Here is a 21081-nt window from a genome sequence, read left to right as displayed (position 1 = left end):
GTTATTCCGTGGCGCCGAAGTTGAGCGCGGTGCCGAGCTGGATCGTGGGGATGTTGATGATGCGCGAGGCGCCGGCGAAGACGACGTTGTTGGTCACGTCCAGCCGGAAGGAGACGGTGTCACTCTTGAAGACGCGGATGCCCAGACCCAGGTTGGCGCCGGGACGGAAGCCGCCCTCGCGGTTGAGCTTGAAGACGGTGGCGCCGCCCAGCAGGAAGGCCTCGAAGTGGATGACCTTGCTGTTGAGGATGGCCGTCTTCCCGTAGAAGGGGCTGAACACGAGGTCCGAGCCCACCATCCACTCCACCTCGTCCTCGAAGGCGGTGGCGGTGGGGGCCACGCCGAAGTCACGCTCCAGCTGGCTGCGCAGGCCCGTCTCCACGTTGTAGCTGTAGGCGCCTCGGCCCACCTGCCACGCGAAGTTGTCGCTGAAGTGGTACGTGTAGCTGACCTGCGCGTAGTAGCCCTTGTAGTAGGCGTCCGCCGGCAGCACGCCGACGCCGAGCGTCAGCTCGTGGTTCATCCGGTACAGGCGGTCTTGCACGGCGGAGGTGGTGCCGGGGTTCTCGAGCGCCTCGGCCTGCGCGAGCGCGAGGCCGGGGGCCAACAGGAGGAGCAGCAGGGCGTATCGCACGATGGGCACTGTCCGGTTGGGAAGGCGGCCAGACGCGGGGATCCCGCGTCAGTAACCGACCGAGTTGAAGATGAAGGGATAGCTGATGATGACGACGCCGCCCTTGGGGGCGGGGAATTGCCACTTCTTCAGGTTGCTGAGGATACAGGCCTCGACAGCGCCGTTCCGGAGGGTGGAGGACTTGGTCTTGGCCGCCACCACGCTGCCCGAGCCGCCGATCGTCCACTCGAGCACCACCTTGCCGGCGAGCCCCGTGTCCTTGAGGAGGGCGCGCTCGTAGCAGGCGTAGACTTCCTGGAGGTGGCTGTTGATGACCTTGGCCACGGCCTCGCGGTCGATGCTGCCCTGGGTGGCCGCGACGCTGCGCGAGGTGGCGCGCGTCACCACGCCGCCCACCTGCCCCTTGCCCACGCCCCCTGCGCCCAGCGCGCCGATGCCGCCGCCGCCCTTGCCGCGCAGCAGCTCCGCGCCGAGTGTGGCGCCGCCGCCCTTTCCACCGCCGCCCAGGCCAAAGGTGCCCAAGCCTGCGTTGGCGATGGGCGCTTTTCCGATGAGGCCGGACAGCTTGTAGTTGGACGTCTTCACGTTCTTGCTGCCCGGGCCGCTGCCCAGCTTGTCCACGGCGGCGAGCACGTCATTGGCCGCGGGGCCGGCGGCGGACAGCTTGGCCAGGGCCTTGAGCGCCTTGGACTCGGGCGGAGGCGGCGTGGCGGCCTTGGGCGGAGGAGGCACCTTCTCCTTGGGCTTGGGCGTCTCGGCCACCTTCTCTGGAGCCTTCTCGGCCTTCTTCTCCGGCTTGGCCTTCTCCTTGATCTCGGCGAGCTTCTTCTTGGCCTCCTCCTTCTTCTTCGGTTCCGGCGAGAGCAGGCGCAGAGCGACAGGAGGGAGGTTCTTCTGCTGGAAGTCCGGAGACTCGGGCGACTGGGGCCTCAGCGCGATGAAGGCGCCGAAGCCCGAGCCGAAGAGGAAGAAGCAGGTCAGCGCCAGCCAGGGCAGACCCGCCAGCGGGTTGACGCGGACCTTCTCCGGCATGGGCGCCGCGTAGGCCACCAGGGACATCTGCCCCTGGGTGAGGCGGGCGGCGGTGCCCTCGCGCAGGGTGATGAAGCGGCGGGTGCCGTCCGCCTCCAGCGCGGTAAGCTGCACGGGCGTGTACTTGCCGCCGGTGTTGGCCTTCTCCACGGCGGAACCGGGGGGCACGTAGAGTCGGTAGGCGCCGTTGAGGGCCTCGGCGAGCGTGAAGCCCTCCTCTGGGAGCGCGAAGCCCCACAGCGGTATGGCGTTCTTCTCGGCGTCGGAGGCCTTGAGGGGCTCCTTGCCCGGAGAGAAGCGGCGCGCCTCGCGGCGGATGCCGCCCCAGTACAGCTCGAGGTAGAGCTGGGCCGTGCCCTTGCCGAGGCTCACCTGTGGGGCATGGGTGGGGCGGGCCGGATCCGGCAGCACCTCCGCGGAGTGCCCATGGCCATGCTCGGGCGCGGGCACGGGGATTCGGACGGGGGCGGAGACGCGGGCCGGAACCTGAACGGGGGCGGAGACGCGGGCCGGAGCCTGGACGGGCTGCGGGCGAGGCGCGTGCTCCAGCTCCAGCGGAGGCTCGACGGGGAGCTCGGAGGAAGGCTCGCTGTCGCCGAAGAGCTCATCCAGTTGGATGGAGGGAGACTGCTCCTGCACAGGCAGCAGATCCTGGGTGGCGCGGCGGCGCGCGGAGGGCACCGTGTTGGCGGGCACCGCGGAGGCCTGCGGGGGCTGAACGGGCACCGGCACCGGCGCGGGGCGGGGCGCGTGGGCTACGGCGGGGCCACCGCGCGAGGCCCGGTGCTCCGCGGGAGGCGGCTGCTGCAGCGGGACGACGGCCTGAGGCGCTGGGCCGCGCGGCGCGCTCTGCTGGCCCTGGGTGAGGGGAACGGTGTGGGTCATCAGCTCGGGAGCCAGCTGCGGCTGCACCGAGGGGAGGTTCGAAACGGAGGGGCGCGCGGGCATTGTCGCCTGCACTCCGGGGCGGCTCAGACGGACGGCGGGCTGGGGGGCGGGCGAGGGAGCAGGCTGCGGAGCTCCGAGCAGAGCGGCCACTTCGGGAGACGGGGGCGGCTTCTCGGCGGGCTTCTGCGAGAGCACGCGCGTCTTTAGCACGAAGGGACCGCAGAGCACCTCATCCACCGAGCGGATCTCGCACGCGGAGACGCGGTGGCCGTTCACGTAGACGCCCTGCGTGGAGCCCGCGTCCTGAATGGCCGAGCGCCCATTCTGGAAGTACAGCAGCGCGTGGCGCGGCTCGATGGAGGCATCATCCAGCAGCAGATCCGACGACGGATCCGAGCCGATGGCGTAGGTGCCGGGGACAAACACCTCCGTGCCGACGAGCAACCCGTCGCGGAGGATGACGACCTGAAGGACGGAGGGCTGAGCGCTCACGTGGAGACTCCCTTTCGTGGGCCGAGCCCTACTGGTCGTAGACGGTGGAGAGGGTTTCGGAGCGGAAGCTGTCGCGCTCCTTGATCATCGACCGCGTCTTGAGCTCCTTGCGATCGTACAGGTACACCGCGCCGGACTTGTTCGTCTGGCCCTGGATGAGCCGATCATCGAAGTCGATGCGGGCGGGGCCTCGGGAGGGCGGAGAGGCCGAGGCGGCAGCGCCCGAGGACTCACCGCTGACGGGATCCGCCAGGGTGGCTGCGGGCTCCGCCTTGGACTCGAACTTGGGGATGGACTTGGAGCCGGTGGGCTTCTTGGCCGCCTTGCTCTTGGAAGCGGACTTCGACGCACGCGAGCGCTGGGCCCACGCCTCCGAGCTGAGGATCGGGAGAGGGAGCATGCCAAGGAGGTTGGCGACGAGAGCTACGAAGAGGAGGCGTCGCATCAGAGTTCCAGGTTAAGCGATGTTTGTACCGCTCTGTCAACGCACGCCCTTCATCGGTTCCGTCGAGAGCCGAGAGGCAGTGTGGGGGGCAGTCCCCCTCAGTTGGGGGATGGATTCCCCACCTGTGCTGACCTTTCAGGCAGGGGATGTGGGAGGACTGGAAAGGTAGAGTGCGGATCAACAACCGAGGGCTGCAACATCCATGAAACGCTCCTGGGCGGCAGTGACAACGGCGCTGGTGTTGTGCTTGGCGGGCGTGGCGGTCTTCGTCATGCGCTCGCGCGAGCTGCCAGCACCGGCGCAGGTGGCCCAGGCTGTGGAGCCTGGGCGCGGATCCGCGCGCCTGGTGTCGATCGGACCGCGTCTCACGAGCAACCAGACCTCCGAGCCGCTCTCGGTGTACGGCGAGGGCTTGGAGCCGGGGATGCGCCTCGCGCTGGGCGAGCCGGTGTCGCGCGAGCTTCCGCTGAAGGTGGTGGATGCGCGGCACGCGTATGCGCGGCTGCCCGCGGACGTGGAGCTTCCGCCGGAGCTACCGGTGGCGAGCGTGAAGGTGCGGCTGAGCTCGGCTGCGGGAGGGCCCGGGCCAGAGGGCGAGGCGCGCCTGGATGTGGTGAACGACCGAGCGTTTCCGGACCTGTTCGCGTTGGCGCTCTCGCCGGATGGGCGCACGGCGTTCATCGCATCGCCGCCGACGGACACGGTGTTCGCGCTCGACGTGAGCTCGGGCCAGGTGACGGCGCTGGCGGCTGCGGATGGGCCGAGCGCGATCACTACATATAAGGATACGGAGGGCCGGGCGTGGCTGGCGGTGGTGCACCGCTTCAGCCCCGAGCTGAGGCTGTATGCGCTGGATGCGCCCGGCAGTGCGCCGCGAGTGCTACCGGCGCCGGTGGGGGCCTCGGGGGTGGTGGTGGACGGGCGGGGCGAGGTGGCGTTCATCGCGGAGCAGGTGCGAGACACGGTGCGGGCGGTGTCGCTGGCGGATGGGAAGGAGCGATGGTCTGCGGCGGTGGATCCGAACCCGCGCGAGCTGACGCGGTGGAAGGATCTGCTGGCGGTGGGGAGCCTGCAGACGGGGCAGGTGGAACTGCTGCGGCAGGCGGACGGTGGGCTCGTGTCGACGGTGGTGCCGATGCCAGGCGTGCCCATCGTGGGCGGAGGGACGGAGAAGTTCTCCAAGCAGGTGATGGGAGGCAAGGCGCCGCGAGGGCTGGTGGCGAGCGAGAAGCTGGGGCGGCTTTTCATCGCGAGCCTGGGGCCGAACGTGGGGCCCAACGCGGAGCGCATGGAGGTGAGCCCCAACGGGGGCGTGGCGGTGCTGGATCCGAAGCGCGGCGAGGTGGTGCGGCACCGGGGCTTTGGGGCGGGAGTGACGGAGGGGCTGGCGGTGGACGAGGCCTCGGGGCTGCTCTACGCGGCGGACATCGGGTTGGGGCAGGTGAGGGTGCTGGACGGGCGGAAGCTGGTGGAGAGCGAGGACGGGGCACGCAAGGCGTTGCTGCAGGAACTGCCCATCCCATTGCCCGAGCAGACGCCGCGGGCGCGCCCGGACGAGGACTACGGCAAGGAAGGACGGGCGGGGGTGGAACTGCACTCGGGGCCGCGCTCGCTGGCGCTGGCGCCGGATGGGCGGACGCTCTACGTGCTGAACCGGCACACGGGAACGGTGGCGGTGGTGGACGTAGCGGAGGCGCGGAAGGGACAGGCGCGGGTGGTGAAGCAGCTGCCGGTGACGGAGATGCGCACGCAGGCCAAGCGTCGGCTGGGGCAGGTGCTCTACTTCGCGGACATGGGGCGCACGGCGATGAGCTGCGACGCATGCCACCTGGAGGGCCATACCGGTGGGGTCTTCTTCGAGAAGACGAAGCCGATGCGCATCTACCGCTCGACGACAGTGCGAGGCAGCCGGGACACGCCGCCGTACTTCACGCCCGCGAGCACACACAGCATTGCGGAGACCATCAAGACGGTGGGCAACCGCAATCGGTTCCAGAACCCCGCGCTCACGGACGTGGAGGTAGAGGCGCTGTCGTTGTTCACTTCCTTGGTGCCCACGCTGCCCAACCCGTTCCGAGGTGAGGATGGCGCGCCACCGGAGACGCTGGCTCTGCCAGACGGACACACGGGTCGGCCCGCCGAGGGGCGGACGCTCTTCGAAGGCAAGGGCGGGTGTACGGTGTGCCACCCGGCGCCGCTCTACACGCTGGACCAGGATCCGGCGACGCGCGGCAAGTACTTGGAAGTGGGGACGCCCATCGCATTGCCCCTGCGTACGGATCAGCAGGAACTGGTGCCGGGAGCGGCGCCGCCTGCGCTTGTTGGCACGTGGGACATCTGGCCGCTGCTCACGAGCGCGTCTGCGGGCTACGAGGTAAAGGGGGATCGGCTGGTGGTGGGCACGCGCTTTCCCTTGCGCGTGGTGCTGGAGAACTCGGGACCCCAGCACGGAAACGCGCAGGCCCTCACGCCCCAGGAGCGGGACGACCTGCTCGCATTCCTCCTCACGTTGTGAGCCGCGTCAGTCGGAATGCGAGTGAGGCGAGGCAAGGCTCGGGCGTGGGTCACCCCGCGTCGAGGAAACCGCCGAGTGCTTCGATGTAGCGATCGAAGGCCTCGACCTGGGGCAGGTGCCCGACGCCGGGGAGCTCGACGAGCTTCGCGCCGGGGATGGCCTCTGCGGTGCGCCGTCCGAGCTGTGGGTAGTCACCCATGGTCGCTGCTACCTCGGGTTTGGCCCAGGGACGTCCGAGCGCGGTCCGGTCGCGCTGGCCGATGATGAGGAGGGTGGGGACACGCAGCCGTGGCAGATCGTGGACGACGGGCTGGGTGAAGATCATGTCGGCGGTGAGCGCCGAGCACCACGCCACGCGGGAGTAGTCGGGGTGCTGGGTCCACCCGGCTTGAATCGCGAGCAGGCGCTCATACTCGGGCTTCCACTCGCCGGCGTAGTAACTCTGGCGCTGGTACTCGCGGAGGCTCTCGGGGGTGGCGGCGAGCTCTTGCCGGTACCACTCGTCGATGCTGCGGTAGGAGACGAGCGCGCCGTAGTCCTCCAGGCCGATGGGGTTCACGAGCACGAGCTTCTCGGTCTGCTCCGGGTGCAGGAGGGCGAAGCGCACCGCGAGCATGCCACCCATGGAGTGACCCACCACGGTGACCCGCTCCAGGTCCAGGGAGCCGAGCAGCGCGCGGGTATTCGTCGCGAGCTGGGCGAACGAGAACTGGTAGGCGGCGGGCTTGGTCGACTTGCCGAAGCCAATCTGGTCGGGGACGACGACGCGGTAACCGCGGGCGAGAAGGGCGCGCATGGTGGGCTCCCAGTAGGCGCCGGAGAAGTTCTTGCCGTGGAGGAGTAGGACGGTGCGGCCCTTCCAGTCTGCGGGGCGCTCGTCCATGTAGGCCATGCGGAGCTGCTGCCGCTGAGACTCGAAGGCGAACTCATGGGTGGAAAACGGGTACTCGTAGCCATGCAGCTCGGGATCGAGCCCGGGCTTGTTCGCGGCGGTCGCCGTCGCACAAGCGGTGGCAAGGACCAGCACCAGGGAGGCAGCCAACAAAGAGGTAGGGCGCATGAGTCAACTCGGGCGCAGGGAGTGAGGCTGAGTACGTTCCAACCTGCGTGGGGCACTATCGCCGAGGCTTCTTCGAGGGAGGGAGATATCCCGAACGGAGGAGAGACCAGTGTGGCCGGTGCAACACCTCACGTGGGGACGGCCTGAGGGCGTCCGGTGGTGCGCTGGGAACCTCTTGCTGGAGGCAGGTCCTCCCTTGGTGGTACAGCCTCGCTTGGAGGGGAGCCCTACCCTGGTGCGCGTTCAACTCCACCTCAGGCGCTCCTCTCCATGCGTCATCTTTGGTTGTTGGGACTGTGCTTCACCGCAGTGGCCTGCAGTGAGTCTGCTTCGGCTGACGGCGCGGTGCGGGTTGTCGTGAATTACGGCTCGTACGAGCCCGTGTGTCTCCGCATCATCGTTTCGGATAACAAGGGGCATGTAGGGCAAACGGATATCCCCAACGGCAAGTTTCAGCACAAGGAGCAACGGCAAGTCAGGACCGCCGTGTTCATTAAGCCAGATTGGGGACCTGTCCTGACCATCGCGGTGGCTTCCCTGGAGAAGGAAGAGGGGACCGGCAACGAAGCTCGCTGCTCCGGGAACGAGATTGAGAGGCTCATTCGGCAAGAATCCATTGAGGTTTCCCCAATGGAGTTCGCGATGTTCACTGACACGCTTCAGGCCCGCGACGATGACCACGACGGATATGTCCTGAAGACCCAGGATGTGGCGGGCACAGACTGCGACGACACGACCGCCACCATTCATCCAGGGGTCGGCTGTAACGACGGCAACTGGTGCACGAAAAATGATCGGTGCACGGCTTCGGGAATGTGCCAGGGCGAGGACTTCAACCCCTGTGAGTCACCCGGTGAATGCAAGATCTCAAAGGTCATCAATTGCTCCGAGAGCGCGCAATGTACCGTTGACGCCGATTCCTCGAAGACGGGGCAGTCATGCAATGGAGCAGGAACAGGGGGGAAGTGCCGTTCTGATGGGGTCTGCAGCGTCTTCCCGTTTCCTCCGAGCAATTTCGATCCAGACGCTGTCTCCGCTGGCGATCGAAGCTTGGATGTTCGTATCTCGTGTGGCAGTCAATCGGATCCAGTGATCTTCGACTCAACGAATGGCGGTTGGAAGTTTCCCCAGGGATGTTCGCCGACCATGCCAGTGGCTCAAGCCCCTCAAGGGAATGAGGGGGTCGCCTTACTGGCCATGAAGAGCCTGACGATTGAGTTAGGTCGAGTGCTCAAACTGGTGGGGAACCGCCCTGTGATTCTCGCGGTGTATGGGGACGCCCCGCTGTCGGGGGCTCTGCTGGCGGATGCGAACTTCGAGACTCCTGGGGCCGGTGGCAATCGTCTGGGGTGCAGTCTCCAAAAAGGAGGAGATGGCACTTTTTCTCAAGGAGTAGGTGGCGGAGGGGGCGGAGGAGCGTTTGGGCAACAAGGAGCAGAGGGAGGTCAGTTCGATAACAGCGCACGAGGAGGGACTGCGGGCGCAAAGGTCAGCAGTGCGCTCTCGCCCTTGGTCGGTGGTTGTCAGGGAGGTGCAGGAGGGAGCGCGTCGAATTCGACCAATGGAGGGATTGGCGGAGCGGGCGGTGGAGCGCTTCAACTGGCCGTAGCAGGTACTCTCACGGCGAACAATTCGATCTCTGTAAGTGGCGGTGGTGGACGGGGAGGCAAAGGCTCTTCGGACGGAGGAGAGAATGCCGAGGGTGGAGGGGGAGGAGGAAGTGGAGGGGGACTGCTCATAGAGGCAGGCCAACTGAATCTTACGTTTGATGCTCGCCTTATCGCGAACGGCGGGGCAGGGGGGGAGGGAGGGGATTCTGAGAGAAACAACCAGGGAGAGGATGGGGAAGATGGCTCCCAGTCAGCACCAATCTCTGCCAAAGGGGGGGATAGTCGGGTGAGGGGGACTGCAGGTGGAAATGGTGGTGCTGAGGCAGTTGCGGCAACCCCAGGCATCGATGGTGTTGCCAAGGGTGGGGCAGGAGGCGGTGGAGGTGGAGCGGGAGTCATCGTGCTTCGAGGCTACGCCGGTTGCCAAATTGATCCGAGTTGCGGCGCTACGAATAACAGGGGGTGTGACATCAGCCCCAAGGTAACTCCTGTCTGTCCTTGAGCGCGTGGGCTACCACCAAGGTGGTACAGCTTTCGTTCGGCTCGCGATGTAAAAGTTTGAGCATCCGAGTCTGTATTCAGAAGGCCTGGTTCGCCCCACGCAATGAGCAAGCTCAATCCCAGCCCCTTGAGTCTCGCGCCCTCCCATTCTTCCAAGGGGGCTGCAGCCCAGGGTGATCCCGGGGCGGGCTCGCTCCCAAGCCATACACCTCCAGCGTTCACTCCCAGCCCAAGCGGGGCCGCAGGGCAGGGAGGCCGTCCTCCCGGCCTTCAAGCTCGCACCGCGAAAGCCAGTCACGCGCCTCCAGGTGAGCACGCGTCCACGCTGGTTCCTGGCACACGCATCCATCAGTACGAGCTGATCCGGCAGCTCGGCGCCGGAGGCATGGGAACGGTCTTCCTGGCGCGGGACACACGCCTGGGACGGCGGGTCGCCATCAAGTTCCTCCACAGCAAGGCCTCGGAGACCACGCGGCGCTTCATTCTCGAGGCCCGGGCAACTGCCCGCTGCAGCCACGAGAACATCGTCATCATCTATGAGGTGGGTGAGTTCCAGGGCAGCCCGTTCATGGTGCTCGAGTACCTGCAGGGGCAGCCCCTCAACAAGGCCCTCGCTGGGCAGACGCGTGTGAGCCCTGCGCGCGCCGTGGAATTGATGGTGCCCGTAGTGCGCGCCCTGTCCGCCGCCCACGCCGCAGGGATTGTCCACCGCGATCTCAAGCCCGAGAACATCCTCGTGACCGAGTCCGGCACCGTCAAGGTGCTCGACTTCGGCATCGCGAAGGTCTTGCAGTCCCAGGAACCCGTGCAGGACTCCACGCACGTTGCCCGCATGCCGGCGCTCTCCGATTCGGCAGCTCTCGGGCTTGCGGCCAAGGCCGGAGAGGACCTCTCCAACCTCACCCGCAGCGGCGCGGTCGTGGGCACGCTCTCCTATATGTCGCCGGAGCAGTGGCGCGGCAGCGCCGACGTGGACCACCGGACCGACATCTGGGCCGTCGGCATCATGCTGTTCCGGATGCTGGCCGGCAAACATCCGCTGGATCCGCTCCGCGGCCCGCAGCTCATGGTCACCGCGTCTCTCGACGAGCCCATGCCGCGGCTGCGCCAGATGGCCTCGGACGTGCCGCAGGAACTGGCGGACCTCGTGGACCGGTGTCTGCTCAAGCACAAGGAGCAGCGCTTCCCAGACGCACGAGCGCTGCTGCAGGCGCTAGAAGCCCTCTTGCCCGGCCGTGCGGCACGGGTGCTGCGCGGCGACGAGCTCCCCTATGCCGGACTCAGCTCCTTCCAGGAGTCGGACGCAGACCGGTTCTTCGGCCGCTCGCGGGAGATCTCCGCGCTGGTGCACCGCATCCGAGACCGGCCGCTCATGGCCGTGGTGGGGCCCTCGGGCGCGGGCAAGTCCTCGTTCGTCCGAGCGGGTCTATTGCCGGTCCTCAAGCGCGGTGGCGAGAGATGGGAGGCGTTCGTCGTCCGCCCGGGCCGGACGCCCCTGTCGGCGCTCGCCCACCTCATCACGCCGCTGGTGTCCACGTCGGCCTCGCTCGCGCAGGACCTCAAGGAGTACGACGGCATCGTCGAGCGAATCCGCGCGGAGCCCGGCTTCGTCGGCTCTGTGCTGCGTAGCCGGGCTCGGTACGAGCGGAAGAGGATCCTCCTCTTCGTCGATCAGTTTGAAGAGCTCTACACGCAGGTGCCCGATGCGCACGAGCGCAAGGCCTTCACCGCCTGCCTATCCGGTATTGCCGACGACGCCACGTCGCCCATCCGCGTCGTGATCTCCCTCCGGTCCGACTTCCTGGACCGGGTGCCCGAGGACGAGCGCTTCATGGCCGAGCTGAGCCAGGGGCTGTTCTTCCTTCCACCGCCGAGCAAGGAGGGCCTCCGCGATGCGCTGGTGCAGCCGGCGGAGATGGCGGGCTACACCTTCGAGGCGCCGGAGACGGTCGAGAAGATCCTCCAGTATCTGGAGACGGCGCAGGGCGCGCTGCCGCTGCTGCAGTTCGCTGCCACGCAGCTCTGGGAGCTGCGGGATCCTGAGCGCAAGCTCCTCACCACCCAGGCCTATGAGTCGATGGGCGGCATTGAAGGAGCGCTGGCTCGTCACGCGGACACCGTGCTGGAGGAGCTGTCGCCCCAGGCGCGGGCGTTGGTCCGCACCATCCTCCTACGACTGGTGACTCCCGAACGCACGCGCGCCATCGCATCCATGGAGGAACTGAGGGAGCTGACGCAGGATGCGGCGGAACTCCAGCGGCTGACGGATCAGCTCGTCCAGGCGCGCCTGCTCGTGGTGCAGACAGCGGAGGGCGCTGGCGGGGCGACGGTGGAGATCGTCCATGAGTCGCTCATCCATGGCTGGCCCACGCTGAGACGCTGGCTGGATGAGAACCAGGAGGACGCGGCCTTCCTGGAGCAACTCCGCAACGCGGCTCGGCAATGGCAGTCGAAGGAGTACGACAGCGGCCTGCTCTGGGGCGGTGAGATGGTGGAGGAGGCGCGGCGGTTCCAGCGCCGCTACCAGGGGGAACTGCCGCAACTGCAGCAGGACTTCTTGGAGGAGGTCTTCGAGCAGGCCGCGCGAGCGGTCCGGCGTCGACGCCTGCTGGTGGTGGGGTCGACAGCCTTCTTGGTGGTGCTGGTGGCGGCGTCCGCGGTGGCTCTGGTGGTCATCCGCAATGCCCAGGTGACGGCCGAGGCGGCGCGCACCGATGCTGTGGTGGCGAAGGAGGACGCCGAACTGCAAGCGCAGAAGGCGCAAGTCTCCGAAGCCAAGGCGCAGAAGAGCCTGGCGGAGGTGCAGGCCGCGCAGAGAGACCTCCAGGAGGCCTTGGAGCGCGAGAAGCAGACGGGCTCGCAGCTTGAGGCCGCTTATGCACGACTTCAGCGGACGAATGACGAGCTGGCGGAGACCCTGCGCAAGGAGGAACTGGCCCGGAGGCGCGCTCGTTTCATGCAGTGGAAGTCGGACAAGAGCGCCGCGGAGGCACGCAAGGCGCAGAAGGACCTAAGTCAAGCCTTGGACCAGCTCAGGAGGCGGCGGGAAGAAGACCTGAAGCTCATCGAGGAACTCCAGAAGCGCGGCACGCACGCCACGGAATTGAAGAAGTAGAGGCACGCGGATGAAAAGGAATGGAGTAGCACTTTGGATTGCGTCCACAGTGTTGTGGCTGTGGGCACCGCTGGCTGTGGCCCAACCGCTGCACCAGCAACTGGACGCAGGGGCTCAGCGCGCGTGGGTCAAGGGAGTCTCCCAGGAGCGTCAGGCTGCGGCCGCTGCGCTGTTCAAGGAAGGGAACGGCTACTACGAGAAGGCGGTCTTCTTGAGGGCCGCCGAGCTGTACCGCCAGGCGCTCGAGCAGTGGGATCATCCCGCCATCCATTACAACCTCGCACTGGCGCTGATGGACACGGGGTTAAAGCTGGAGCTGCGGGAGCACCTGGAAGCAGCTATGCGCTATGGGGAGGCTCCACTCGACCAGAAGATGCTGGAGCATGCCCGCAACCTGAGGGTGTTCGTCGAGAAGCAGCTCGTCAGGGTCGAGGTCTCCTGCGAAGTTTCAGGCGCGTCCGTGACGATGGACGGGCGGCCCCTGCTCACAGCACCGGGCCACTATGAGGGGTGGGCACTGCCGGGCTCGCATGTCTTCGTGGCGGCCAAGAAGGGTTACCCTCCCAATGAGCGGGTCCGCAATCCAAGGGAGGGCGAGACGCTCACGCTGAACATCGACGGCCTGTATGACGACCGGGAGCTGACGCGGTACCGGCGGATCTGGGCGCCGTGGAAGTCGTGGGCCGTGGTGGGAGCAGGCGTAGCCCTGGCCGCAGGTGGTGGATTGCTTCACCTGCAGGGCCGCGATGATCTCCGCAGCTTCGATGCGAGGGCCACTGAGTGCGGCTTGCTGGGCTGTGTACCGTCTTCAGAATTCGAAGACCTGCGCAACCGGGGGCGCCAGTTCCAGAAGGTAGCGATGGGCACATACGTGGCAGGTGGAGCGCTGATCGTCACGGGAGCGGTGCTCGCGTACATCAACCGGGCCGAGCCGTATCGCCTGACGCCGGACGAGTACGAGCAAGATACGCATATTGCACTGCAAATTGGCACCGCCCGGCGTGAGTTGCTGGTGACGTTCCGCTTTTGAGGTCCCAGAGGAAACGAAATATGAGTGACTTCTACTTCCGGCGCCACGGCCTTCAGCTTATGGCCGCATTGATGGTGTGCCCTCTCCTGTCCTGCATGGAGGTTGAGAGCGTGGTGTGTCCTTCCGGGCTAATCTGCGGTCCTGGTTTGAGGTGTGCCGTCACCCAGGACATCTGCATCGAGACGCCTTGTGGAGATGGCCTCATCCAGGAGGGAGAGGCTTGTGATGATGGTAACGTCATTGATAACGACGGTTGCAACAGCACCTGCACGTCGGACGAAACTTGCGGCAACGGCGTTGAGGACCCGCACGAGGTGTGCGACGACAGGAACACGCAGTCGGGCGATGCGTGCAGCGCGGACTGCCTCTCCATGGAGGTCTGCGGCAATGGTTACTTGGACGTGGCCAAAGGTGAAAAGTGCGACGATGGCAATACAAAGAGCGGCGATAACTGCAGTGCGGATTGCAGATCGACTGAGTTCTGCGGCAACGATTACCAAGACGTGGCCAAAGGTGAAAAGTGCGACGATGGTAACACGGAGAGCGGAGACGGGTGCAGCGCGGACTGCCGCTCGACGGAATCTTGCGGCAATGGTTACTTGGACGTGGCCACGGGAGAAAAGTGCGATGACAGCAACACCCAGAGTGGCGATGGTTGCAGTGCGGACTGCCGCTCGACGGAATTCTGCGGCAATGGCTACCAAGATCTTGCTACAGGGGAGACGTGCGACGACGGCAACACCAAAAGTGACGATGGGTGCAGTGCGGATTGCCGTTCTACTGAAATCTGTGGCAATGGATACATTGACGCTGTGAAGGGCGAGAAGTGCGACAACGGTAATACACTCGATGGAGATGGGTGTAGTGCCAACTGCCGCTCTAATGAGACTTGCGGCAATGGCTATACTGATTTCAGCGTTGGTGAGCAGTGTGACGACGGCAACACGACCAGTGGTGACGGATGCAGTCCCGATTGCAAAACTGCAGGAATCGAATGTGGTAATGGACAGTTAGACCCTGGCGAACAGTGCGATGACGGCGATACTATCAACGAAAATGAATGCCTAAATACTACTTGTGTGTGGGCTAGGTGTGGTGACGGGGTAGCTGCTACAGAAGCCACGAACGTCGCGATAAAAGAAGAGTGTGACGATATGGGGGAATCACTTCATTGTGACCTCGATTGCACGTTAGCTTATTGCGGTGACAGAGTCGTGAACAGTGTTCGTGGTGAAGAGTGTGACACGGGTGGCGAGAGTGGCGAAACTCGTACTTGTACCAAGCATTGTTACATCTCACGGTGTGGAGATGGATATGTCAATACTGCGGCCAATGAGCGATGTGATGATAGAAACGCAGATCGATGTGGTACCTGCAGTTCAACGTGTTCCAGGCCGATAGACGCAACTCAAGCTCATGGGTCGATTCAAGCTTGTAACGGAAGTGAACTTAGGGATGGAGAAACCTTCGTTCTGGATGACGGTGTTCGGTCGATAAGCTTTGAGTTTACTTCTGATGGAACGGATCAGGATCAAGAGACCACTAAATATATCGTCAGAAGAGCGAGTGATTCTGCGCAGGATGTGGCGGCAGCTATCAAAGACAAAATTAATGAACTCAATGATCTGCAATTGCTTGATATTCGGGCTTTTGAGGCCCCCGAGGATGACCGGAAGGTAAAGCTTTTGCATTTGCTGAAAACTTCATTGGGGAATCAGCGTATTGTTGAGTCGGTGAGAAGCATTTCGTTTGTGGTTGAAGGGATGTCTGGCGGAATGGCAGGAGACTGCCCCCGAGATATGGGGTGCGTGTCCTCTGCAGACTGCGCTCCGGGGCTCTCCTGTAATACTTCCGGAGTGTGTCAGTAGCTAACGTTGCGCAGCGTTGGGCGATCGCTCTCAAGCAGGGAAATGGGCTGAAGCTGTACCTCCTTGGTGGTACCCGGTGGATGGAGCATCCGCTGTAACTGCGTGACTAGGATGTCTGGCCATCCCGCGGGGTTCCGTGTGCAACTCAGCCGTTCGTATCAACTGATCCGGAAGCTCGCGTCAGGCGGGATGGCCGAGGTCTTCCTCGCGCGTGCCGATGGGCCTCGGGGGTTCTCCAAGACGCTCGTCCTCAAGCGCATTCTTCCCCATCTCGCAGGAGACGAGCAGTTCGTGGAGATGTTCCTGAGCGAAGCCCGGCTTGTCGCCCGGATCAACCACCCCAACGTCGTTCAGATCTTCGACTTCGGTGAGTTCGACGGCGCTTACTACATCGCCATGGAGTTCATCGACGGGCCCAATCTCCGCGCCCTCATGCGCAGGGCGGGCTCCCTGGGCCAGTCGATCCCTCCCGCTCTGTGCGCCAAGATGGTCGCCTCAGCCTGTGAGGGACTGGCTCATGCCCACGAGCTCGTCGACCCTGAGACGCAGAAGCCCTTCGGGCTCGTTCACCGGGACGTCAGCCCCGACAACATCCTGATCGACCGAAATGGCACGGTGAAGGTGGTGGACTTCGGCATCGCCAAGGCCGTAGGACAGACGCATCTCACCAAGGCCGGTATGGTCAAAGGCAAGCTGCCGTACATGCCCCCCGAGCAGATGCGCGGCAGGCCCCTGGATCGGCGGGTGGATGTGTTCGCGCTGGGCATGGTGCTTTATGAGCTGCTCACCTTCCGTCGCCCCTTCAGTGCCAAGGGCGAAGCGGACATCATGGAGGCCATCCTCCACAAGCCCATGAAGCGGCTCTCGGAGTATCTGCCCGGCGCTCCCGAGGCGCTCGAGCGCATCGTCCAGCGGTGTCTGGCCAAGAACCGAGAGGAGCGTTACCCCAGCTGCCGTCAGCTTCGCGCGGACCTCGAGCGCTTCGTCCTGAGCACGGGGGAGCCCGTGGGTGCTGAAGAGCTGGCCGCTCTGGTCGCCCGGCTGATGCCCGCCAGCCAGGGGCCTCTTCCCGCGGACACTGGCACCTCGTCGAGCAAGAGTTCGTCGCCTCAGTCCTCGCCCAAGGCGACGCCTCCACCCATGTCGAAGCCGCGAGCACCGGCAACGCGTACGTCATCTCCCAAGGCCCGGCCTCAGCCGCCGCCGCTCCCAGTACCGCCTCTGCCCGAGGCGCAGGAGCCCGCTTCCGTGGCCACGGATCGCTCCATCATTCTCCTGGTGAATCGCAAGGGCGAGCCTCCTCGCGGGGAGTTCCCTGTCACCATGACTTCTGGTGAGCATCCGGCCCCCGAACAGCTCCCAGAGAACTCCGTCGAGGTGGGGCTGGCTCCAACGTCCCAGGTGAAGTCCCAGCAACGTCGCATCGGGAGTGGCCGCCTCAAGGCCGCTCTGGCGGGCAGCCTGGTGGCTGCTGTGAGCGCCGCGCTGCTGCTGGGGCGCGCACGCTTGTCTCGAGAGGAAGAGGAGCGCTCCGTCACGCCAGTGCCCCGCCGCGAGTCACCCGAGGCGCCTGGGATGGTGGCCATCCCATCCGCGCCCTCCGAGGAGTCCGAGGAGAGTCCCTCGCCTTTCGTGGAATCTGTGCCCCAGGCTGAGCCTCCTGCGCCACGGGAGAATCCTCATGCGTCTCCGTCTTCTGAGGAGGCGGTCGCGCAAGGAGGTGAGGAGCCCCAGTCCTCAGGTGCTTCCGAGGAGTTGCCTCCCGCTCCAGCGGCCTCGCAGGCCCAGGAGGCGGATGCCGACGAGCCGAGCCAGAAGGAACACGCGGAGGTTCAGAAGCCCGTGGCCCAGGTCAGGCGCTCCAAGGTGAAGGCTGGGGGCGGCACCTCCGGACTGTCGAGGCGGGAGATCGAGCCAGAGCTCGTCCCTCCGCTTATCGAGGTGGCCCCTACAGCGCCGCCTGCAGTCTCCGAACCCGCCCGCGAGCAGCCACAGCTGGCAACGGCCGTGCTCTCCAGCTCGCCACCCGCGCAGATCCGCGTCAATGGCCAGTTCGTGGGTCTCTCTCCGGTAACGCTGAGGAACCAGCCTCCTGGGCCCCTCCAGGTCGAGGTGTATGACTCCGTGAGGGGCTTCTCGAAGCGCCACACGTTCGTCCTGGTTCCGGGCGACAATGGGGCGCTCCACATCCCCGTGAACAAGGGGACCTTGGAGCTGCGAATCCATCCCTCCGCGGCGGTCATCCTTGACGGCAAGCGATTGGGACATACTCCGCTTGAGCCCATCACCCTCTATGAGGGCACACACGGGCTGCGGCTCGAGAACGAGGAGCTGGGCAAGCACCTCATCACCACCGTCACCATCACGCCGGGCGAGGCCACGGTTTTCCAATTCGACTTCGCGGCCGGAAAGTAGAGCGCGCCGGCAACCCCTCGCAGGGCTGCCGGCGCGCCGTGATGCAACGAGACTCAGGCTCAGGGCTGCTTCGGGGGCTCGGCGGTCTCGGCCGAGTCCGCCAGCTTGTTCAGCAGCACCAGGGTGGTCCGGGCTCGCTGGGTGGTCTCCCGCTCGGCCTTCGGATCCAGCCGCAGCACCGCCTGGAGATCATTCAAGGCCTCGGCGACCCGGCCCTCGCGCAGCAGCAGCTCGCTGCGCCCGGCAAGCGCGTCCACGTTGGCGATGTTGAGCTGAATCGCCCGCGAGTACTCCTCCATCGCCTCGGAGTAGAGCTCGGCCTGGACGTACGCGGCGGCCAGGTTGCAATGGAAGACGCTGTCGTATGGGGACGCCGCCACCAGTCCCTTGAAGAGCGTGAGCGCTTGCTGCGTCTGCCCTTGCGCCAGCAGGCGATGGGCCGTCGTGGCGATCACGTACAACTGCTCTTGCGAGAGGCCGAGGAACTGCGCCGGGGTGATGTCGCCGGCGATGAGCCGCTGGGCCAGCTCGGCCTGGCTCGGGGCGGTGGGGTTGCTGGAGGTCTGGGGTGTCTGGCTCATGGAGGTGCCTGTCCGTCTCGTGTCAGGCGATGAAGCCGTTGCGGAGCGACTGCACGCTGTGGCTCATGGAGCTCATCTGCGCGAACAGCCCCATCATCATGCCGATGCTGTCGAACCCGCTCCCCAGGTGCTGCTGGCGGCGGTTCATCCAGTTGCCACCGAGCCCCGGCGCGTTCAGCGCGTCGTTGCCGAAGTTGCGCTGCGACAGCATGTCCGAGAACGGCATCATCGACTGGAACTGCTGCATCAGGCTCTGGAACATCATGCGCATCTGATCCACGAACGGGTTGCCCTGCATGCCCGGGGCAGGCTCACCGGGCAGGATGCCCTGGCCGCCTGCCATCGGAGCGCCGACACCTCCTGGAAAGGCCGGATTCCCGAAGAAGGGAAAGCGAGGCATGTAGCCATGGGGCTTCACCCCGGCCGGAAGGTCGTTGCCCAGCTTGAAGGACTCGCCGCCATTGTTGCTGCCGACGATCTCCTTGCCCTGGAAGGACCAGTCATCGGTCTCCTTGCCCATCACGAACACGTCCTTGCCACCGAAGTCGTTGACGTGCTGGAAGCCGTCGTGGGTGACTTGGCCGACATTGCCCTTGCCCTGGTCGATGCCCGTCACCTTCACGCGGTCGTTACCGGAGATGATATCCAGCTCGCCAGTCACCGTCATGCCGTTGCCATAGGGCTTGGTGGTGACGTTGATGCGGGTGCCGTCGCCCAGCACGAAGGTGCTGTCACGCTTGAAGTCCCACGTGCCGCCGTCACCCTCGGCCACGTGCGGGTCGCCCCAGATCTTCGTCTCCTTGCCGTCCGGACCGGTGATCTTCCAGTCGTGCTGCTTGAGTTGCTCGATCTTGTAGCCGCCCGGGGTGGTGACCACGCCGCTGGAGGGGTCGGACTTCAGGCTCCCCTGGGGGTGGCAGCGATTGGCGGGCATCGGGGGCTGGGGGAAACAGGGACGCGGCCGGGGGCCACAGATGTCTCCAATCGTCCCCATGGACTGGAAGACATTCATGAACAGGTTGATGTTCACATTGACCTGCGCCTGCATGCTGGCGGCGCGCACCATCTGGGCCTCGGCGGAGGTCAGGCCCCTGTTCGCCCCGGCGGGCAGGCCCGTCTGCATCGGGAACGACATGAAACCCGGGCCCATGGAGTTGATTGACGACATGGTGGTGTCCTTTCTTGTGCGAGCGGGGAGAGGTGCTCGCAGCACACAGGGCCTGGCCTTGGTGGGGCAGCAGACCCTTTGCGTGAGGACAGCGTAAGGACGGTGCGGAGTCTGATCTGTACCACCATCGCCGTATCGCTTCCCCCCGTCTTCTCTCTCACGCTGACAGGGCTGCTGGCCCGATGAAGAGAGCCAGGGTTGCTTGCTTGGCCTGAGAGAGGTCTGGGGACATGAGACTCGAGAGTCTGGCGGTGGTGCTTCTACTGGTGGGGGGAGCACTCGCCTGTGAGCCGCCTGCACGTGCCAGCCGCCCCGTCTTGCTCCTCAAGGGAAGCGCGAGTGGTGATGCTCCCAGCCAAGAGGCGCAGATGGCGTCAGAGCTCGGCCTGGACGTGCACGCTGTCACGCCAGCCCAGTGGAGCGCCATGAGCGCGGATCAGTTTCGTGGCTACCGAGCCCTCATTATCGGTGACGACGCGTGCCAGCTTGGTACGGACAGTCTCCAGGCAGTGAAGCGCACCCGTGGCGTCTGGGAAGCCGCTGTCGACGGTAACGTTGTCGTTGCTGGCGAGGAGAGGTATCCGAACAGCCGAGAGCCCTCCTTGGCAGAGAAAATCTTGCGCGCGAGTGAGTCTCCCAGCCGGACGGGGCGCTACCTCGCACTCAATTGCGCTCGTGCGCTGGAACCGTCGACTCCCTCCCGCCCGCTGGGAGTGAACGATGAACTCCCTCTGTGCTCAACTCAGTACCCGCTCCCTGGGCAGGGGCCAGGAGTCCACTGCAAGCAGGCTTGTGAAGTGCAGGCCACCACACGCTGTGGCGCTACCGTGAGTATCGACAACGGTTCCACGATGCCTGGGGGCGGGACGCTTGTATGCACCCAAAGTCCTTCGACAACGGGTCTGCTGAAAATTGACGAGATTACGGACGTGACCCTTACCTGCATGAACGCTCAAGGTGAGTTCTTCGACTACTGCGCCACGTATGTGACCGTAACGGACCATACGATTCCGTCCATCACCCTGAATGATCCGGACGACCCCAATGCTCCGAACGTACCCATGGTGGAGTGTGGCTCGGCGTATGTGGATCCAGGGGCCACCGCCAACGATCCGTGCGATGGCAATCTGACGGACAAGATCGTGACGACCGGCCGCGTGAACACTGCCGTGCCAAAGCCCTACACGATCACTTATGACGTGCAGGATTCCAAAGGACAGAGTGCTCCACCCGTCGCCCGTACCGTTGAGGTTCGGGACACCGTGGCACCAACCCTCAACTGTCCTAAGTCCATCGAGGTTAAGGCAGAGAGCGATGGCTTGGCGACCGTAACCCCTGCGCAGAACTGGGCCACGGATACCTGCTCAGCAATCACGGGGTTTGAATCTTCGGCTCCCCGCTTGACCGTGGGGACGAAGACCGTGACGTATACGGCCAAGGACGCTGCGGGCAACCAAGCCAGTTGCTCCGTCCTCGTCACAGTGCGCTCTCCCAGTGGAGCACTGCCAGATCGTGCCATGGTGGGAGGTGGCTGCAGTGCCGCCACACGGGGGGCGGCAGCTCCCGTTGTGTGGGTGGCATTGATGCTGCTGTGGCGTCGGCGCATGCCACAGGGAACTCGGCGGTTCGGTCGTGTGAAGCTGAGAGGATGGGGAGGAATCGTCATTCTGGGGGCTCTGGCGATAAGCGTTCCCACTTCCGCTCAGTCCACGGACATCCCTGCGTTC

Annotated in this window: 11 protein-coding genes and 1 pseudogene; 6 read left to right on the top strand and 6 right to left on the bottom strand. The window is 65.2% G+C overall.

Annotated elements, in window-relative coordinates; all coding sequences use genetic code 11:
* Position 1: 1 nt before the first annotated feature.
* The 3 genes from DB31_RS27820 to DB31_RS27810 are packed head-to-tail and all read right to left on the bottom strand — an operon-like array spanning position 2 to position 3491.
* On the bottom strand, positions 2–634 hold the full coding sequence (locus DB31_RS27820) for an outer membrane beta-barrel domain-containing protein (protein WP_044193319.1): 633 nt from the start codon (positions 632–634) through the stop codon (positions 2–4).
* 48 nt (positions 635–682) lie between these two features.
* Positions 683–3046 carry an AgmX/PglI C-terminal domain-containing protein gene (locus DB31_RS27815; protein ID WP_044193055.1) on the bottom strand — a complete coding sequence of 788 codons (2364 nt, stop codon included), beginning with the start codon at positions 3044–3046 and terminating at the stop codon, positions 683–685.
* 28 nt (positions 3047–3074) lie between these two features.
* The gene (locus tag DB31_RS27810) at positions 3075–3491 is read right to left on the bottom strand and encodes a hypothetical protein (RefSeq protein ID WP_044193054.1); all 417 of its coding nucleotides are present in this window, start codon (positions 3489–3491) and stop codon (positions 3075–3077) included.
* 202 nt (positions 3492–3693) lie between these two features.
* Between DB31_RS27810 and DB31_RS50035 the strand changes: the two genes are divergently transcribed.
* The gene (locus tag DB31_RS50035; protein ID WP_044193053.1) at positions 3694–6006 is read left to right on the top strand and encodes an NHL repeat-containing protein; all 2313 of its coding nucleotides are present in this window, start codon (positions 3694–3696) and stop codon (positions 6004–6006) included.
* A gap of 49 nt (positions 6007–6055) precedes the next feature.
* Here the strand turns inward: DB31_RS50035 and DB31_RS27800 are convergent, their stop codons facing one another.
* Positions 6056–7066 carry an alpha/beta fold hydrolase gene (locus DB31_RS27800; protein WP_052420304.1) on the bottom strand — a complete coding sequence of 337 codons (1011 nt, stop codon included), beginning with the start codon at positions 7064–7066 and terminating at the stop codon, positions 6056–6058.
* A 2496-nt stretch (positions 7067–9562) separates the two neighbouring features.
* Here DB31_RS27800 and DB31_RS27790 point away from each other — a divergent pair.
* The 4 genes from DB31_RS27790 (at position 9563) to DB31_RS45235 (ending at position 17605) form a co-directional block, all read left to right on the top strand.
* Positions 9563–12292, top strand: coding sequence for an nSTAND1 domain-containing NTPase (locus DB31_RS27790; protein WP_420806727.1), 2730 nt, complete (start codon positions 9563–9565; stop codon positions 12290–12292).
* Between the two features lie 49 nt (positions 12293–12341).
* Positions 12342–13322 (top strand): hypothetical protein, encoded by a 981-nt coding sequence (locus DB31_RS27785; RefSeq protein ID WP_157232216.1) that lies wholly within the window; start codon positions 12342–12344, stop codon positions 13320–13322.
* 20 nt (positions 13323–13342) lie between these two features.
* Positions 13343–15190: a DUF4215 domain-containing protein gene (locus tag DB31_RS47000; protein WP_075306238.1), complete on the top strand. Its 1848-nt coding sequence runs from the start codon at positions 13343–13345 to the stop codon at positions 15188–15190.
* A 111-nt stretch (positions 15191–15301) separates the two neighbouring features.
* Complete coding sequence (locus tag DB31_RS45235; RefSeq protein ID WP_075306235.1) at positions 15302–17605, top strand: serine/threonine protein kinase; 2304 nt, start codon at positions 15302–15304, stop codon at positions 17603–17605.
* A 59-nt stretch (positions 17606–17664) separates the two neighbouring features.
* Here the strand turns inward: DB31_RS45235 and DB31_RS27775 are convergent, their stop codons facing one another.
* Positions 17665–18186: a tetratricopeptide repeat protein gene (locus DB31_RS27775; RefSeq protein WP_044193050.1), complete on the bottom strand. Its 522-nt coding sequence runs from the start codon at positions 18184–18186 to the stop codon at positions 17665–17667.
* A gap of 22 nt (positions 18187–18208) precedes the next feature.
* Entirely contained in the window at positions 18209–19354 is a 1146-nt protein-coding gene (locus DB31_RS27770; RefSeq protein ID WP_083968756.1) for a DUF1521 domain-containing protein, read from the bottom strand.
* A 230-nt stretch (positions 19355–19584) separates the two neighbouring features.
* On the opposite strand from DB31_RS27770, the pseudogene DB31_RS51680 reads away from it, so the two are divergent.
* Positions 19585–20826 (top strand): annotated as a pseudogene (locus tag DB31_RS51680) (immunoglobulin-like domain-containing protein); the annotation flags it as partial.
* Positions 20827–21081 lie beyond the last annotated feature (255 nt).

Source organism: Hyalangium minutum (assembly GCF_000737315.1).
Lineage (GTDB): Bacteria > Myxococcota > Myxococcia > Myxococcales > Myxococcaceae > Hyalangium > Hyalangium minutum.
The sequence above is the reverse complement of the archived record's forward strand: the minus strand, read 5'-3'. Positions and strand labels throughout refer to the sequence as shown.

Excerpts from the sequence above, each read along its gene's own strand:
- DB31_RS27810 (WP_044193054.1), bottom strand. The coding sequence starts at position 3,491 with ATGCGACGCCTCCTCTTCGTAGCTCTCGTCGCCAACCTCCTTGGCATG.
- DB31_RS50035 (WP_044193053.1), top strand. The coding sequence starts at position 3,694 with ATGAAACGCTCCTGGGCGGCAGTGACAACGGCGCTGGTGTTGTGCTTG.
- DB31_RS27800 (WP_052420304.1), bottom strand. The coding sequence starts at position 7,066 with ATGCGCCCTACCTCTTTGTTGGCTGCCTCCCTGGTGCTGGTCCTTGCC.
- DB31_RS27790 (WP_420806727.1), top strand. The coding sequence starts at position 9,563 with ATGGGAACGGTCTTCCTGGCGCGGGACACACGCCTGGGACGGCGGGTC.
- DB31_RS47000 (WP_075306238.1), top strand. The coding sequence starts at position 13,343 with ATGAGTGACTTCTACTTCCGGCGCCACGGCCTTCAGCTTATGGCCGCA.
- DB31_RS45235 (WP_075306235.1), top strand. The coding sequence starts at position 15,302 with ATGTCTGGCCATCCCGCGGGGTTCCGTGTGCAACTCAGCCGTTCGTAT.
- DB31_RS27775 (WP_044193050.1), bottom strand. The coding sequence starts at position 18,186 with ATGAGCCAGACACCCCAGACCTCCAGCAACCCCACCGCCCCGAGCCAG.
- DB31_RS27770 (WP_083968756.1), bottom strand. The coding sequence starts at position 19,354 with ATGTCGTCAATCAACTCCATGGGCCCGGGTTTCATGTCGTTCCCGATG.